The organism is Streptomyces sp. NPDC001027 (genome assembly GCF_040299045.1).
GTDB lineage: Bacteria > Actinomycetota > Actinomycetes > Streptomycetales > Streptomycetaceae > Streptomyces.
The window spans coordinates 1-14,554 of sequence record NZ_JBEPBI010000049.1 but is presented as its reverse complement, the minus strand read 5'-3'; the positions used below and the strand labels follow the sequence as shown (position 1 = coordinate 14,554).

Annotated in this window: 13 protein-coding genes; 3 read left to right on the top strand and 10 right to left on the bottom strand. The window is 74.9% G+C overall.

Annotated elements, in window-relative coordinates; genetic code table 11:
- Window positions 1–23 precede the first annotated feature (23 nt).
- Window positions 24–434 (bottom strand): hypothetical protein, encoded by a 411-nt coding sequence (locus ABT300_RS16470; RefSeq protein ID WP_351675809.1) that lies wholly within the window; start codon window positions 432–434, stop codon window positions 24–26.
- A gap of 85 nt (window positions 435–519) precedes the next feature.
- Between ABT300_RS16470 and ABT300_RS16465 the strand changes: the two genes are divergently transcribed.
- Window positions 520–1,293 carry an MBL fold metallo-hydrolase gene (locus ABT300_RS16465; protein ID WP_351675807.1) on the top strand — a complete coding sequence of 258 codons (774 nt, stop codon included), beginning with the start codon at window positions 520–522 and terminating at the stop codon, window positions 1,291–1,293.
- Between the two features lie 2 nt (window positions 1,294–1,295).
- On the top strand, window positions 1,296–1,928 hold the full coding sequence (locus ABT300_RS16460; protein WP_351675865.1) for a DedA family protein: 633 nt from the start codon (window positions 1,296–1,298) through the stop codon (window positions 1,926–1,928).
- A gap of 9 nt (window positions 1,929–1,937) precedes the next feature.
- Here ABT300_RS16460 and ABT300_RS16455 read toward each other — a convergent pair whose 3' ends face one another.
- The 4 genes from ABT300_RS16455 to ABT300_RS16440 all read right to left on the bottom strand — a co-directional run bounded on the left by ABT300_RS16455 (window position 1,938) and on the right by ABT300_RS16440 (window position 6,685).
- On the bottom strand, window positions 1,938–3,080 hold the full coding sequence (locus ABT300_RS16455; protein WP_351675804.1) for an MBL fold metallo-hydrolase: 1,143 nt from the start codon (window positions 3,078–3,080) through the stop codon (window positions 1,938–1,940).
- On the bottom strand, window positions 3,077–4,324 hold the full coding sequence (locus ABT300_RS16450) for an aminotransferase class I/II-fold pyridoxal phosphate-dependent enzyme (protein WP_351675802.1): 1,248 nt from the start codon (window positions 4,322–4,324) through the stop codon (window positions 3,077–3,079). The genes ABT300_RS16455 and ABT300_RS16450 overlap by 4 nt, the downstream gene beginning before the upstream one ends.
- A gap of 332 nt (window positions 4,325–4,656) precedes the next feature.
- The gene (locus ABT300_RS16445) at window positions 4,657–5,397 is read right to left on the bottom strand and encodes a hypothetical protein (RefSeq protein ID WP_351675799.1); all 741 of its coding nucleotides are present in this window, start codon (window positions 5,395–5,397) and stop codon (window positions 4,657–4,659) included.
- A gap of 481 nt (window positions 5,398–5,878) precedes the next feature.
- Window positions 5,879–6,685, bottom strand: coding sequence for an RNA polymerase sigma factor SigF (locus ABT300_RS16440; protein ID WP_351675796.1), 807 nt, complete (start codon window positions 6,683–6,685; stop codon window positions 5,879–5,881).
- A 414-nt stretch (window positions 6,686–7,099) separates the two neighbouring features.
- Here ABT300_RS16440 and ABT300_RS16435 point away from each other — a divergent pair, with 414 nt between their 5' ends.
- Complete coding sequence (locus tag ABT300_RS16435) at window positions 7,100–8,968, top strand: thiamine pyrophosphate-requiring protein (RefSeq protein ID WP_351675793.1); 1,869 nt, start codon at window positions 7,100–7,102, stop codon at window positions 8,966–8,968.
- Window positions 8,969–9,064: 96 nt separating this feature from the next.
- On the opposite strand, the gene ABT300_RS16430 is transcribed toward ABT300_RS16435, so the two are convergent.
- The 5 genes from ABT300_RS16430 to ABT300_RS16410 form a co-directional block, all read right to left on the bottom strand.
- Window positions 9,065–10,084, bottom strand: a complete 1,020-nt coding sequence (locus ABT300_RS16430; RefSeq protein WP_351675790.1) for a hemolysin family protein — start codon at window positions 10,082–10,084, stop codon at window positions 9,065–9,067.
- A complete protein-coding gene (locus ABT300_RS16425) occupies window positions 10,081–11,436 on the bottom strand; it encodes a hemolysin family protein (protein WP_351675787.1) in 1,356 nt (451 codons plus the stop codon). The genes ABT300_RS16430 and ABT300_RS16425 overlap by 4 nt, the downstream gene beginning before the upstream one ends.
- 289 nt (window positions 11,437–11,725) lie before the next feature.
- Window positions 11,726–12,820 carry a GNAT family N-acetyltransferase gene (locus tag ABT300_RS16420; protein WP_351675784.1) on the bottom strand — a complete coding sequence of 365 codons (1,095 nt, stop codon included), beginning with the start codon at window positions 12,818–12,820 and terminating at the stop codon, window positions 11,726–11,728.
- Between the two features lie 171 nt (window positions 12,821–12,991).
- Window positions 12,992–13,606 carry a hypothetical protein gene (locus tag ABT300_RS16415; protein WP_351675782.1) on the bottom strand — a complete coding sequence of 205 codons (615 nt, stop codon included), beginning with the start codon at window positions 13,604–13,606 and terminating at the stop codon, window positions 12,992–12,994.
- A gap of 152 nt (window positions 13,607–13,758) precedes the next feature.
- Entirely contained in the window at window positions 13,759–14,418 is a 660-nt protein-coding gene (locus ABT300_RS16410; RefSeq protein ID WP_351675780.1) for a TetR/AcrR family transcriptional regulator, read from the bottom strand.
- Window positions 14,419–14,554: the final 136 nt, after the last annotated feature.

Here is a 14,554-nt window from a genome sequence, read left to right as displayed (position 1 = left end):
GGACGAGGACGCGGACGGGGGTCCTACCGGCCGTCGTAGCCGGCCGTCGGCATGGACAGCCTCCGGTGCACCCGGGCCTTCATCTGCGCGTCGTAGGCGGGTTCGGCGCTGCCGACCGTCTCCACCCGCACGCCGCGCCGCGCGCACTCGGCGGCGAACTCCTCTACGGACGACAGCGCGCTCTCCAGCACCCGGCGGCTCGGCGCGACGAACAGGTCGACGCCGGGCACCACCCCGTCCCACAGCACGCTGTGGTCGGGACGCAGTCCGCGCACCAGCAGTTCCCGGCTGACGACGTGTCCGCGTTCCGCGGCCCACCGCGCGCACATCGCGTGCTGGCTGCGGGAGTCCACGAGAAAGGGATCGGCGTCCAGTTCCTCGAGCGGCGTCAGACTCGCGATCGCGGTGACCCGCATGACCCGCGGCGGTCCCATGGCGTCCCCCCTCACCTCCGGGTTCAGTCGCCGACCCTACTCCTGCCCGTAGGCTTCGGGGGAGTCGCGCGAAGGAGGCAAAGAGGTGCCGGTGGAGATCACGTGGTGGGGTCACGCGACCTGCACGGTCGAGGATTCGGACGTGCGTGTGCTCACCGACCCCTTGTTCGCCCGCCGCCTCGCACATCTGCGCCGCCGTCGCGGCGCGCTGCCCCCGCCCGGGGCCTGGAACGCCGACGTCGCGCTCGTCTCCCACCTGCACGCCGACCATCTGCACGTGCCGTCGCTGGCGCGCCTCGCGCCGGGCACGCGCCTGCTGGTGCCCCGGGGCGCGCCGCGCGCCGTCCCCGGGCTGCGGCGGCTGCGGCATCTGCGGCTGAGCGAGATGGAGCCGGGTGACGTGACGACCGTGGACGGGGTCCGGATACGGGCGGTGCCCGCGCGGCACGACGGACGGCGGCTGCCCCTCGGCCGACGCTCCTCCCCCGCGCTCGGATACGTCGTCGAGGGCGAGGCGCGGACGTACTTCGCCGGGGACACCGGCCTGTTCGAGGACATGGCCGAGGAGGTCGGGCCGGTCGACGTGGCGCTGCTGCCGGTGGGCGGCTGGGGCCCGCATCTCGGCGAGGGGCACCTGGACGCGGGACGGGCCGCCGAGGCGCTGGCCCGGCTGGAGCCGCGCAGCGCGGTGCCGGTGCACTACGGCACGTACTGGCCGATCGGCATGGACGCGGTGCGGCCCCACGAGTTCCACGCGCCCGGCGAGGAGTTCGTGCGGCTCGCGGCGGAGCGTGCGCCGGACGTGGCCGTGCACCGGCTGGGGCACGGGGAGAGCGTGCGCCTGGAGGAGGCGCGGTGACCGTGTCGGCCGCCGCGGCAACCGCTGTCACCGCGGTCATACCGACCGAGGCTACGCAGCAGGCGCTCGGCTATCCGTCGTTGTTCCTGCTGGTGCTGATCGGTGCGCTGGTGCCGGTGGTGCCGACGGGGGCGCTGGTGAGCACGGCGGCCGTGGTCGCGTTCCACCAGAAGGCCCCGTTCTCGCTGCTCCTGGTGTTCGTGACGGCGTCGCTGGCCGCGTTCTGCGGCGACGCGGCCCTGTACTGGCTGGGGCGGCGAGGGATGGGGTCGAAGAACGGCTCGCGCTGGCTGGAGGCGATCCGCTCGCGGGCGCCCGAGGAGCGGCTGGCGCAGGCGCAGGACAAGCTCGCCGACCACGGCACGACGGTGCTGGTGCTGTCCCGGCTGGTGCCGGCGGGACGCATCCCGGTGATGCTGGCCTGTCTGATGGCGAAGTGGCCGCTGCGCCGCTTCTCCCGCGGCAACCTTCCGGCCTGTCTCGCCTGGGCCGTGACGTACCAGCTGATCGGCATCCTCGGCGGCTCGCTGTTCCCCGAGCCCTGGGAGGGCGTGGTCGCCGCGGTCGCCCTGACCCTGCTGATCGGCGCGGCCCCGGCCCTGTGGCGCCGGATCAGGGGGACCCGTACGGCCTGAGCGCCCCCCTCAGGAGGACCCGGACGGCCTGAGGGCCCCCGTCCCGCGGGCCCGGCCGGCCAGGGCGTCCCTCCCGTCGGGGGACTCGTCCAGCACCCGCGAGCCTCCCACCGGAAGGTCCCACAGGTCGTCGCGGTCCAGGCCGGCCTTCTGCCAGGCGGCGCGCACGCGCGTGAGGGGTTCGAGGACGGGCTCGGCGGAGAGCACGAAGGCGCCCCAGTGCATGGGGGCCATGCGCCGCGCGCCGAGGTCGAGGGCGGCGCGGACCGCCTCCTCGGGGTCGCAGTGCACGTCGCGCAGCCACCAGCGCGGGTCGTAGGCGCCGATCGGCAGCAGTGCCAGGTCGATGCCGGGGTGGCGCCGGCCGATACGGGAGAACCAGTGGCCGTAGCCGGTGTCCCCGGCGAAGTAGACGCACCGGCCGTCGGGGGCGGTCAGCACCCAGCCGCCCCACAGGGAGCGGCAGGTGTCGGTGAGACTGCGCTTGGACCAGTGGTGCGAGGGCACGAAGTCGAAGCGCACGCCGGACAGTTCGGCCGCCTCCCACCAGTCCAGCTCGGTGACCCGGGTGAACCGGCGGCGCAGGAACCAGCGTCCGAGCCCGGCAGGCACGAACACCGGTGTGTCGCGCGGCAGTCGGCGCAGCGTGGGGGCGTCCAGGTGGTCGTAGTGGTTGTGGCTGATGACGACGGCGTCGATGCGCGGCAGCGCGTCCCAGGGGACGCCCACGGGGGTGATACGGGCCGGGGTGCCGAGGATGCGGCGGGACCACACCGGGTCGGTCAGGACGGTCAGGCCGCCGATGCTCACCACCCAGCTGGCGTGCCCCGCCCAGCTGACGGCGAGGGTGCGGGCGTCCACGCGGGGCAGCGGGGCGGGCGCGAAGGGCAGTCGGGGGATGTCGGCGAGGCCCTCCCTTCCGGGGCGCACGGAGCCTTCGCGGGCGAACCGGGCGATGGCCTTGAGGCCGGGCAGCGGCGCGGTGAGCCGGTCGTGGAAGGTGCGCGGCCAGATCCGGCGCTCGCCAGGCGGCCGGGGTGCGGCGAGCGGCGGGACGGCGGGCGCCGGCGCGAGGGGGGACAGGGTCGGCGCGGCGCCGACCGCCCCGCCGGCCACGGTGCTGGTGGCGGTCGACTCGGACTGCTGCGTCATCGAGGAGGCTCCCATCGCTGAGCTTCGTCACCGAGATCGTCGAAGACCGATCTCATGAGCGTCAACGCGCGTTGCACGTGGGGCAGTTCCCACGGTGTGGGCGAGGTGAGGCGTTCCGTGCGCCGGGCGTCAGCGCCATTGAGCAGCATGCCGGTGGAGAACCGGACGTGCAGGGCGCTGAGGTCGTCCCCGAAGCGGTGTCCGCCCGGCGCGGGCATGCCGAGCCGGGCGGAGAGGTAGTCCTCCAGTTCCTGTGCGTCGCCCACGCCGTGGGCGGACAGCGCCTCGCGCAGCGGGCCGAGGTCGGCGTAGAGGTGGCGGCCGGCCCGCGGTGGCAGGGCGAGGCCGCCCGCGGCGACCACGGCGGCGTGCATCTCGCGCGCCACGTGCGCGTGCAGGCGGACGGCGGCGGCCGCGCGCGCGGTCACCGGCTCGGGCTCGGTCAGCGCGTACGCGGCCGCGGCGGCGACCGGCCCGGCCACCCGGGCGTCGAGGGCCGTCAGCACGTCGAGCACGCGCGCGTGAAGGGCGTCTCCGGCAGCTGAGGCGGGGAACCGGGCGACGGCCGCCGGCCAGCCGACGGGCAGCAGGGCGCCGGCGAGGTCGCTGACGACGGTGACCTCGCCGGGCAGCATCTCGGCGGGGCTGACCAGCACGGTGTCCTGCGGGGTGTGCACGGTGTCGCGCCAGGTCTCGTCGCTGACCAGGTGCAGGCCCGCCCCCGCGGCGGCCTCCACGGCCTCGTGCAGGACTTCCGGCGGCGCCACGGTGGCCGTCGGGTCGTCGGCGACGGACAGCACCAGCAGACGCGGGTCGCCCCCCTCGGCGCGCACCCGGCGCACGGTCTCCAGCAGGGCGTACGGGTCCGGGACGCCGCCGCACTCCGCGGGCGTCGCGACGTGGAACACGGGCCTGCCCAGCAGCCGGGCGTACGGCGCCCACCAGGCCGCACAGGGCCGCGGCACCAGGACGTCGCCGCCGAGGGCTGCAGTCAGCGCGAGCAGCAGGGCGGGGGCGCCGGGTCCGGCGACGACCCGTCCCGGCTCGGCGGGGCCGCCGCGCCGGGAGCAGTAGCCCCGGGCGGCGTCGAGGAGGTCGCGGCCGCCGCCGACCGGCTCGCCGTCGGCGCGGTCGGCGGCCGCGGCGAGCACCGCGGCGAGTTCGGGCAGCACCGGCAGGCCGTCCGGGGGGAGCGGCGGGCCGTAGCGGACGGGGCCGTGGTCCTCCGGTTCGCTCCGCCGCATATGGCCCTCCGTGCAGTCCCGGCCTGGCGCCCAGTCCTGGTGTCTTGCCTTGCCTTGCCTTGCCTTGCGCTGTGCCTGTGCCTGTGCCTGTGCGCGTGCTTCCCGCTGCCCGCTGCCCGCTGCCCTGCCCATCAAACTCGTCGCGGGTCGTGGGGCATGGCCCGTGGGGCGTGGGGGCGTGACGTCTCGGAGGGGGCCCGGCGCTCGTACGGGGCGTCAGGTCTCGTACGGGGCGGTGCGTGCCCCTGGGTGACGAGTACCCGGTGAGGCCGCGCGTCATGGTCGGCTTCGCGCGTTGCGCCGGTCACAGCACGGCCTGGTGGGCAATGGTGTCAGGCGTCGACGGAGGGGCCGCGGCGGCGCAGCCGGTGCACGGCGGCGCCGAGCGCGCCGGCGATCAGCAGCCCCCCGGCGGCCAGCGCGGGAACGGAGTCGGTGAAGGCGCCGCCCGCGCCGGCCCGTACTCCGTGGTCGACGCTCGCGGGCGGGCAGTCGGTGGGCGACGCGGCGCCGCGGGGCTGCGCCTCGGGCCGGCCGCAGGGCGGCGCGGTGCGGCAGCCGGCGGGGTGCGGCTGCGCGGCGGTCAGGGGCTGGGGGCAGGGCTTGGCGGTGGAGCAGGACTCTCCGGCTGCCGCTCCGCACGGCGGGGCCGGGGTGCGCGCCACGTCCAGGGTCGCGCTCCACGGCTTCCCCGGTCCGCCCGGCGCGGCCGGGCAGGCGCCGTCGACGGTCCAGGCGGCGTCCGGTCCGACCGCGTCGGGGCTCACCTCGAGCTCGGCGGCGGGGGCGACGGCGGCGGTGCCCTGGTAGGCGGCGTCCGCCTGCGCGTCGCCGCCGGGGACCTTGGTCAGTTTGACGGCGCCGTCGGCGAAGGCCTGCGAGGCGGCCTCGAGGGTCTCAGGCGCGGCGACGCCCAGCGCGCCGCAGGAGACGGACACGGTGACGGTGCCGCCCGGGGCGACGCTGCCGGGGCTGACCTCCGCCGACGGGTCGGCCGCCGCGGCCGGTCCGGCGGCGACCAGCACGGCACCGGCCACGGCGAGGGCGGAGAGGAAGTGGGCGGTGCGACCCATGGGACGGCTCCTTCGGCCGGTGACAGCGGGGCGGGGCGTTCCTGCCCCACCGCCATCACAGCCCGAGGGTTCGCCGGACGCGCGCGGCCGGACGCCATTGGCGGGACGGGCGGCCCCCAAGCGGGTGACGCCGCCCCGCCCCGGCCGTCGCCGCGGCGATTTCCCGAGCGGGTTCCGAAGGGGTTTCGCCGGCGGTTTCTGAAGCAGCGTCTGCAGGGGGTTTCCACAAGGGTTTCTGCAGCGGTGTCTACGGCCGTTTCCGCAGCGGCTCCTGGAACGGTTTCTACAGCGGTTTCCGCAACGGCTCCCGCCCACGGCTCCCGCAACGGTTTCCGAAGCCGCTCCCGCCACGGTTTCGACAGCGGTTTCCGCAGCCGGTCCTGCGCGGGTTTCAGCAACGGTTGCTGCAGGGGTCACTCCAGCGGCTCATGCACAACGGTTGCGACAGCGGCTACCCCGGCGGTTCCCGCAGCAACGGCTGCTACAGCGGCTGCTCCGGCGGCTCCTGCAGCACCTGTTCCCGCAACCGGTCGCAGCACCGGCTGATGAGGCGGGAGACGTGCATCTGCGAGATGCCCAGTTGCTCGGCGATCCGGCTCTGCGTCATGTCCCGGTAGAACCTCATGTACAGGATCGCCCGCTCGCGCTCGGGCAGGGCGGCGAGCCGGGGCCTGACCGCCTCCCGGTCGACGACGGTGGCCAGCGCCGGGTCCGCCGCGCCCAGCGCGTCGCTCAGCGAGTATCCGCCCTCGCTGCCGGACAGTTCCGCGTCCAGGGACAGGGCGGAGAAACTGTCGAGCGCCTCCAGACCGGTGCGGACGTCCTCCTCGCTGAGCTGCGCGCGTTCGGCGATCTCGGCGACGGTGGGACGGCGTCCGGAGACGGTCTGGGAGAGGTCCTGTCCGGCGACGCGCACCCGGTTGCGCAGGTCCTGGACCCGGCGCGGCACATGCAGGGTCCACATGTGGTCGCGGAAGTGCCGCTTGATCTCGCCGGTCACGGTCGGCACGGCGTAGCTCTCGAAGGCGTGCCCGCGCGCGGGGTCGTAGCGGTCGACGGCCTTGACCAGGCCGAGGGCGGCGACCTGCCGAAGGTCCTCGTGGTTCTCGCCGCGGTTGCGGAACCGTCCGGCGAGGCGGTCGGCCATGGGGAGCCAGGCCTCGACGATGCGGTCCCGCAGCGCGTCGCGCCGGCCTCCCGCGGGCAGGGCGGCCAGTTCACGGAAGGCGTCGGCGGTGTCGGGGGCGTCGTCGTGCGGGTGGCGCCTGGTGTTCGCTCGGTTCGACATGAGGTACAGCAACTCCCTCGGACGTGCTCGGGATTGGCCGGGTCACAGGAAGCGACAGCGGCCCGACCGGGCCTGCCGGGGGCCGCGCGGCGCGGCGTTCCCACGGAGGCGCCTCCGGTCCGAAGCACTGAGGCTGCGCCTGCCCGCGACGCCCGCCTCCAAACACCGTCCAGGTTTTCCCGCCGGAGTCCGGGTCACCCGTCACGCGTCAAACCGGCGCACGAGCCCTCCCCCGTCGCCCGAGTCCCTGCCCGTGCCCGACTCCCTGCCCGTGCCCGAGTCCCCGTCCCCACCCACCTCCACCTCCACACCCACACCCGCCCCCAGCCCCAGCCCCAGCCCGAGCTCCACCCCGCCCCCGCGCCCGCGCCGAGATCCGGTGGGCGTGGGTCCCGGCCCCGGGAGGCCCCTTCCATGAGCGTCAGAGTCTCCGACCACGTCCTGCGGCGCTTGCGCGCCTGGGGGGTCGAGCATGTCTTCGGGTACCCCGGCAGAGGCCTTCGCGGGCTTTTCGCGGCATGGGGGCGGGCCGGGGACGAGCCACGGTTCGTGCAGGCGCGGCACGAGGAGGCGTCGGCGCTCCAGGCCGTCGGCTACGCCAGGTTCAGCGGGCGGCTGGGCGTCTGCACGGCGGCCTCGGAGTCGGGGGCGGTCCGTCTCCTGAACGGTCTGTACGACGCGAAGCTCGACCGCGTCCCGGTCCTGGCGATCGTCGGCACGACGGACGGAGTGACGGCCGGGACCGCGCACGGGCCGGCGGACGCCACGGCGTTGCGCGGCGCGGGCCGCCGCGGGGTGGACCTGTACACGCTGTTCGCGGACGTCGCCTCGGAGTTCATGGCGACGGTGACCGCCCCCGAACAGCTGACGGACGTCCTGGACCGGGCGATCCGTACGGCGTACGTCCACCGCTGCCCGGCCGTGGTCGTCATCCCCGCGGACGTCCAGGATCTCGTGGCCGCGGCCTCCGAGGACGAGTTCACGGCGACGGCGCCCGGCCCGGACCGGGGCGGCCCGACGGCCGTACCGCCGCCTGTTCAGGCCGACGTCCCGTCGGACGAGTCGCTGCGGCAGGCGGCGGAGATCCTCAACGCAGGTGACAAGGTGGCGATCCTGGTCGGCCGGGGCGCCGCCGGGGCTGGCGCGGAGGTGGAGCGGATCGCCGGGCTGCTCGGCGCGGGTGTGGCGAAGGCGCTGCTCGGCAAGGACGTCCTCAGCGACGAACTCCCCTATGTGACGGGAGCGGTCGGCCCGTTGGGCACCCGGCCTTCCTACGAGCTGATGCGCGACTGCGACACGCTGCTGACGATCGGGTCGTCCTTCCCGTACGAGCGGCATCTGCCGGGGCCCGACAGGGCGCGCGGCGTGCGCATCGACGTCGATCCGCGGACGAACGAGCGGCGCCATCCGCACGAGGTGAGCCTGGTCGGCGACGCGAAGGAGACCCTGACGCGGCTGATCCCGTTGATCCGGGGCGCGGAACGCGGCCGCGAGTGGTTCGACACCGTCCGGGCGAACGTCCGGCGCTGGGAGGAGGTGTCCGAGCGCCGGGCCGGGCTGTCGGCGGATCCGCTCAACCCCGAGTACGTGGCCCGGGTCCTCGACCCGTTGCTGCCGCGCGACGCGATCGTCGCCTGCGACGCGGGATCGGTGGCGACGTGGTTCGCCCGCGGCCTCACGCTGCGGCCGGGTATGCGCGCGTCCCTCTCCGGCACGCTCGCGACGATGGGCTGCGCGGTGCCGTACGCCATCGGCGCCAAGTTCGCCCACCCGGACCGGCCCGCGATCGCCCTGCTCGGGGACGGCGCCATGCAGATGAACGGGCTCGCGGAGCTGGTCACCGCGGCCCGCTACCGCGACCGGTGGCGGGATCCGCGGCTCGTCGTCGCGGTCTGGAACAACCGCGAACTCAATCAGGGGGCCTGGGAGATGCGCGCCGTGGAGGGCGCCCCGCCCTTCCTTCCCTCGCAGCAGCTGCCGGACGTGTCCTACGCGCGGTTCGCGCGCTCGCTGGGGCTGACGGCGGTGCGCGTGGAGCGGCCCGAGGACGTGGCGCAGGCCTGGCGGACGGCCCTGGAGGCGGACGGGCCCGCCCTCGTGGAGTTCCTCACCGACCCGGCCGTGCCGCCGCTACCGCCGCACACCACCTGGGAGCGGCTGGAGGCCACGGCCGCGTCGGTCCTCGCGGGCGACGCCGAGGGGAGCGCGGTGATCCGGCGGGCTTTCAAGGCGAAACTCCAGGAGTTCCTGCCGGGGCGGGAGCCGGGCGGCGACCGGCCGTGACCGACCGCGACCGGCCCTGACCGGCCCAGACCGACGGGGACGGTGTGACGCACCGCGGGCAGGGGGCGGCGGTCGGCTCGGGAGGCCCGACGGCCGCTACGCCCCCTGCGGGTGCGTCAGCCGGCCGAGCAGGTCGTCGAGGGTGACGATGCCGGTGAGCCGGCCGGCGCCGTCGCGGACGTCGGCGAGCGAGGCGCGGCGCCGGCGCAGTTGCTCGATGGCGTGGCTGATCGTGTCCTGCTCCGTCAGTTCCGGCAGCGGACGGGCCAGGTCACGGGCGGTCGCGGTTCGTCCGCGGGCTCGGGCGATGAGCGCGTCACGCGCGTGCACCGAGCCGACGACGCGGTCCCCGTCGCGCACCAGCAGGCGGTTGCGGTCGTGGGCGGCGGCCAGGGCGAGGATCTCCTCCATGTCCGCCTGCGCCGGCACCGAGGTGATCTGCGCGGCGGGCACCTGGAGGTCGCTCACCGGATTGTGCGGCTGGGTGAGCGAGCTGGTGAGCAGCCCCGAGTCCGTCTCGCTGATCAGACCGAGCCGCTGCGACTCCTCGACGAGATGGGTGAGCTGCTCACGGTTGTGGACGGCGGTCAGCTCGTCGCGTGGCGTCACGCGACACAGTCGTACCAGTGCGTTGCTCACCCTGTTCAGCAGACCGATGACCGGCCGTACGGCCTTCACCACGCCGCGGAAGGCGGGCGAGAGCAGCATCGCCGATCGCTCCGGGTGGGCGATGGCCCAGGACTTGGGGGCCATCTCGCCGACCACCATGTGCAGGAAGACCACCACGATCATCGCCACGGCGAACGCGATCGCGTAGCTCAGTGAGCTGGGCAGGCCCAGTCTGTGCAGCAGGGGGTCGAGTTCGTGCGAGATCGCGGGCTTGGAGACCGAGCCGAGCCCCAGCGTGCACACGGTGATGCCGAGCTGGGCGCCCGCCAGCATCAGCGACAGCTCGCGCATTCCGGCCAGCGCGGCCCGGGCGCCGCGCCGCCCCTCGGCCACGGCCTTCTCCACACGGTGCCGTCGGGCGGCGACCAGCGCGAACTCGGCGGCGACGAAGAACCCGCTGCCGATCAGGAGCAGCACGGTGACGAAGAGCGCCATCGGGAAACTCATGCCTGCCCCTCCGATCGCTCGCTCCGCAGACGCTCGATCTGCACGCGCTCGATCCGTACGCGCTCGGGCACGTGCCGGTTGAGCGTGTGCACGTCGATCACGGCTCGGCCGCCGTCCGGCAGCTCGACGGTGACGCGGTCGCCGATGGTCGGGAAGCGGCCCAGCCGGTCCACGATCAGACCGGAGACGGTGTCGTAGTCCTCCTCGGCGGGCAGTTCGACGCCGGTGGCGCCGGCCACCTCGTCGAGCCGGCGCCCGGCGTCCACCACCCAGCCCTCTCCGTCGGCGAGGGCGAGTTCGGTGACGGTGTCGGACTCGTCGACGATGTCGCCGACCAGCTCCTCGGCGATGTCCTCGTAGGTGACGATGCCCGCCACACCGCCGTGCTCGTCGAGGACGACCGCGAACTCGTCACCGCGCTCGCGCATCTGCTCGACCGCGTTCGGGAGCGGCAGGGTGTCGGGCAGCAGGAGCGGACGGCGGGCGATCGTGCCAACGGCGGTGGCGGTGAGCAGGCCCGCGGGCAGACGCGTCAGCTCGCGCACGCCCAGCACGCCGGCGACGTCGTCCGGGTGGTCGCCGAGGACGGGGTAGTTGGAGTGCCCGTGCACGCCGATCAGGTCGATCGCCTCGGCGGCGCTGGCGTCCTTGCGGACGAAGACGGCGTCCGCACGCGGCACCATCACCTCGTCCAGGGTGCGCTCGGAGAATTCCAGGGCGTGGTCGAGCAGTGCGGCCGTGTCCTCGGGCAGCTCTCCCTGCTCGTGGGACTCGCCGATGAGGTGGCCGAGCTCCTCCAGGGTGGCGCCGTGGTGCAGCTCCTCGACGGGCTCGATGCCGACCCCGCGCAGCAGCCTGTTCGCCGCGCCGTCGAAGACGCGCACCACCGGGCCGACGATCCTCAGGTACGCGATCGTGGAACCGGCGAGGGACTTCGCCAGCCGTTCGGGCACGGCGATCGCGAGGTTCTTCGGGGCCAGCTCGCCCAGCACCATCTGGACGACCGTCGCGCCGCCGAAGGCGATCACGACGGAGACGACCGAGACGGCGGCGTCGGGCAGGGCCAGTCCGGACAGCGCGGGCTCCAGGAGCGCGGACACCGACGGCTCGGCGACGAAGCCGACGACCAGGCCCGTCACGGTGATGCCGAGTTGCGCGCCCGACAGCATGAACGACAGCCGCTCGAGCACCGTCAGCGCGCGGGCGGCCTTCCTGTCCCCCGCCTGCGCCTCACGGGCGAGGGCGAGCCGGTCGGCGGAGACGTAGGCGAATTCCTGGGCGACGAAGTAGCCGGTGCCGGCGGTCAGCACGAGGACCGCCAGCAGGCCCAGCACGGCGCTCGTCGCGCTCACGCGGCATCACCGCCCTGCCGTGCGTCACGCGGCGACCGGGCGTGGCGGGATGACAGGACGTGGCTGGATGACCGGGGATCGTGCCCCGAGGGGTCCGTCGACGTGGCGGACAAGCGTTGCTCTCCTGAAGTAGCGGTGTGACAGGAGGAACGACCGTGGCCACGTCCGAGTTCCCGGCGCCCGGTGAAGCAAGCGGGAAGGCTCGTGCGGTTCGCGTGACGGCTGAGACCGTCCCGCTCCCCGTTCCCCATCCCGCGTTTCCCCGCGCGCACGCCGGCCCCTCGCGAAACTAGGGCGTGTTCCGGACCGTGCCGACGGCCCTCAGCGTGCGTACCGCCGCTCCCTTGAGGGCGGGGTGTTCGCGCACCAGCCGGTGGACCGCCCGCAGCGGCTCCCGGCGGAGCCAGTGCAGGGCGGCGCCCGGGCCGGACGTGCGCAGTGCTCCTTCGTGGACCATGAGATCGCCGGTCTTGAAGGAGTTCTTGTAGGCGGCCTCGCCCCTGCCGAAGTCGACGAGAGCGATGCCGGACGCGGCGGCCGCCTCGATCATGCGCAGGTAGAGGATCCGGCCCGGGGAGAAGGTGGCGACGCTGCGGTCGTAGGAGGGGAACCAGCAGGACAGGACGGTGCGGGAGCGCAGACCGAAGTGGGCGGCGACGGGCCGGTCGCCGGCGTAGAGCACCGAGAGGTCGCCGCAGCAGTGGGGCGAGTCCGAGGCGGCGAGCAGGGCGATGAGCTGGGCGATCCACGGCTGTGTGAAGGGGTCGCGGCGGCCGGTGCGCCGGTAGTGGGCGGACTTCCAGCCGACGAGGGTCCGCAGGGCCGCCGGGTCGCGTTCGCCGTGGACGAACCGCAGCGGGCCGAGGTGCCGGGCCAGGCGGCGCTCCTGGGCCCGGGTCGTTTTCAGCAGGCTGCGCGAGTGGGCGCGCAGGTGGGTCTCGTACGCGGCGTATCCGTGGGCGAGGTCGACGACGGGAGACGCGAACCGGCCCGTCGCGTACGGCAGGAAGAGGTCCTGGCCGTTCTCGAGGTGGTTGAACTCCCAGGCGTTCAGGGAGCAGGCGCGCATGAGATGGTGCGGGTCGAGAAGCGCGTCGTCGGGGTCCAGGACGGCGCCCTGGCAGTCGGACACCCCGAGGCCGACCGCACGGCCGTGACCCCATCGGCCCCGCTGGTAGGGGAAGTAACCGACCGCTTGCCGCTTGCGGCGCAGCACCGCCACGCGGGCGTCGGGGCGGACCCGGCCGATGGCCTGGGTGAACTCGGCGCTCATGAAGGGGTTGGCGGGTGCGGCGGTCGCGGCGCCCCGGAGTTCGTTCCAGCGGGCGAGGTCGCCCGGGGTGAGGTCGCGGGCGTGCACGATGTCGATGCGGGGGGTCGTCATGGGCGTCATGGGGGGTCCCTGGCTTCCTGGTTCGCGGCAAGAGGGTCGTCCCGCCGGGGCCTGCGAGGCGCGCGACGGGTCGGACCTGGGGGGGGAGGGTTCGGGGGGTTCGGCGCGACGGCGTGCGACGACGCGTCGGGGGTGTGCAGGCGTCGGGGTGCGGCGGCGGTGCTAGGGAGGGCCGCGACGACCGGCCGCGCCGGTGAGCAGCACCTCGGAGAGGCACCGCTCGTCGGCCGGGCGGGCGCCCGGGAGGCGGCTCGGGTCCCCGGCCGGGGCCGTGGCCGTCCGCGCGGACAGCAGGGCGCACAGACGGCGGAAGAGGCTGCGCAGACCCGACTGGACGCGGCCCGGGAGCCGGAACCGCGAGCGTGCCACCGCGCGCAGCGCGCAGACCGTGACGAGGGTCGTCGCCAGATGGATCGCACCGCCCGCGCCTTCGTGGAGCGTCCCCTCGGCGGGGCCGGGGCCGGGGCCGGGGCCGGCGGCCGCGCAGGAGAACCAGCAGCACGCCGCGACCTGCGCCGACACCATGGCGCCGAGGTCGGACAGCAGGGTGCCGGACCCTGCGGCGCCCGACCGCAGCAGGGCGACCGTGAAGAACACCAGGGCCGCCGCCAGGCAGGCGGCGAACGAGGCGGTGCACGCGAAGACCAGGTGATAGCCGGCGGCGGCCAGGGCCGTCGTGGTCGCGGCCAGGCCGACGGCCGACAGCGCTCCGGCGCCGGCCGCGCCGTCGGCGTGCGGAAGGCCGCGGCAGGCGAGCGGGAGCGGGTGCACGGTCATGTCTCGTCCATGGTCGAGGAGACACGCGTGCCGACGGTCCGGAACGGCGAAACCCCCGGGGGCGAACGTTCGGGCGACCGGTCACGTCTGCGGGTGAACCCGGACGGGCGCAGGGCGGGAGAGGGCGGACGAGCGGACGGCCGGACCTGCCGTCAGCCGTCCTGCCGCGTCGGCGCCGCGTCTTGCCCTGTCGACGCCGCGTCCTGGCCTGTCGACGCCGCGTCCTGGCCGGCCGCTGCGTCCAGGAGGGGGCGCAGTTCCCGGGTCACGGCCCGCAACGCCCGTACGTCCTGCTCGGCGCGGGCGATGAGCAGCGCGCCCTCCAGGGCGCTGACCATGAGGGTGGCGAGCGCGCCGGACCGCTCTTCGGGCACGCCCATGTCCGTGAGCGCGCGGGCCACCGGCTCCGTCCAGGCGGCGAACGCGGCGGCCGCGGCCGCCCGGCTGGACGGCGCGGTACGGGCGCAGTCCACGGTGGCGGCCGCCACCGGGCAGCCTCCCGCGAAGCCGTCGGCCGCGTACTCGTCCGTCCACTGCCGGACCATCTCGGCGAACAGGGCGCCGGGCGTCGGCTCGGGCAGCGCGGCGAGGAAGCGGGCGACCCGGTTGCCCGCGTACCGGCCCGCCCAGCCCACCGCCTCGTTGACCAGCTGCTCCTTGCCGCCGGGAAAGTAGTGCTGGAGCGAACCGCGGGGCGCTCCCGCGTGGGCGGCGACCTCGCGCATCCCGGTCGCGGCGACGCCGTCGCGCCGGATCAGCTGTGCGGCACTGAAGACCATCCGCTCACGCGGTCCTCGCTCCGACACCGCCATCGCCCGCCTCCCACGCCACACCGTCCGGCTCCCGCCCCTTCGACGCCCACCCTATGACCGCCGTCATAGAACCGGCTACTATGACCGCTGTCATAGTCAGCGGCGGCAGGGCCGGCGGCGGCATGGGCGGCACGGC

Bases quoted from the DNA above. Each gene is read 5' to 3' on its own strand.
- ABT300_RS16470 (WP_351675809.1), bottom strand. From the start codon at position 434: ATGGGACCGCCGCGGGTCATGCGGGTCACCGCGATCGCGAGTCTGACG.
- ABT300_RS16455 (WP_351675804.1), bottom strand. From the start codon at position 3,080: ATGACGCAGCAGTCCGAGTCGACCGCCACCAGCACCGTGGCCGGCGGG.
- ABT300_RS16450 (WP_351675802.1), bottom strand. From the start codon at position 4,324: ATGCGGCGGAGCGAACCGGAGGACCACGGCCCCGTCCGCTACGGCCCG.
- ABT300_RS16445 (WP_351675799.1), bottom strand. From the start codon at position 5,397: ATGGGTCGCACCGCCCACTTCCTCTCCGCCCTCGCCGTGGCCGGTGCC.
- ABT300_RS16440 (WP_351675796.1), bottom strand. From the start codon at position 6,685: ATGTCGAACCGAGCGAACACCAGGCGCCACCCGCACGACGACGCCCCC.
- ABT300_RS16435 (WP_351675793.1), top strand. From the start codon at position 7,100: ATGAGCGTCAGAGTCTCCGACCACGTCCTGCGGCGCTTGCGCGCCTGG.
- ABT300_RS16430 (WP_351675790.1), bottom strand. From the start codon at position 10,084: ATGAGTTTCCCGATGGCGCTCTTCGTCACCGTGCTGCTCCTGATCGGC.
- ABT300_RS16420 (WP_351675784.1), bottom strand. From the start codon at position 12,820: ATGACGACCCCCCGCATCGACATCGTGCACGCCCGCGACCTCACCCCG.
- ABT300_RS16415 (WP_351675782.1), bottom strand. From the start codon at position 13,606: ATGACCGTGCACCCGCTCCCGCTCGCCTGCCGCGGCCTTCCGCACGCC.
- ABT300_RS16410 (WP_351675780.1), bottom strand. From the start codon at position 14,418: ATGGCGGTGTCGGAGCGAGGACCGCGTGAGCGGATGGTCTTCAGTGCC.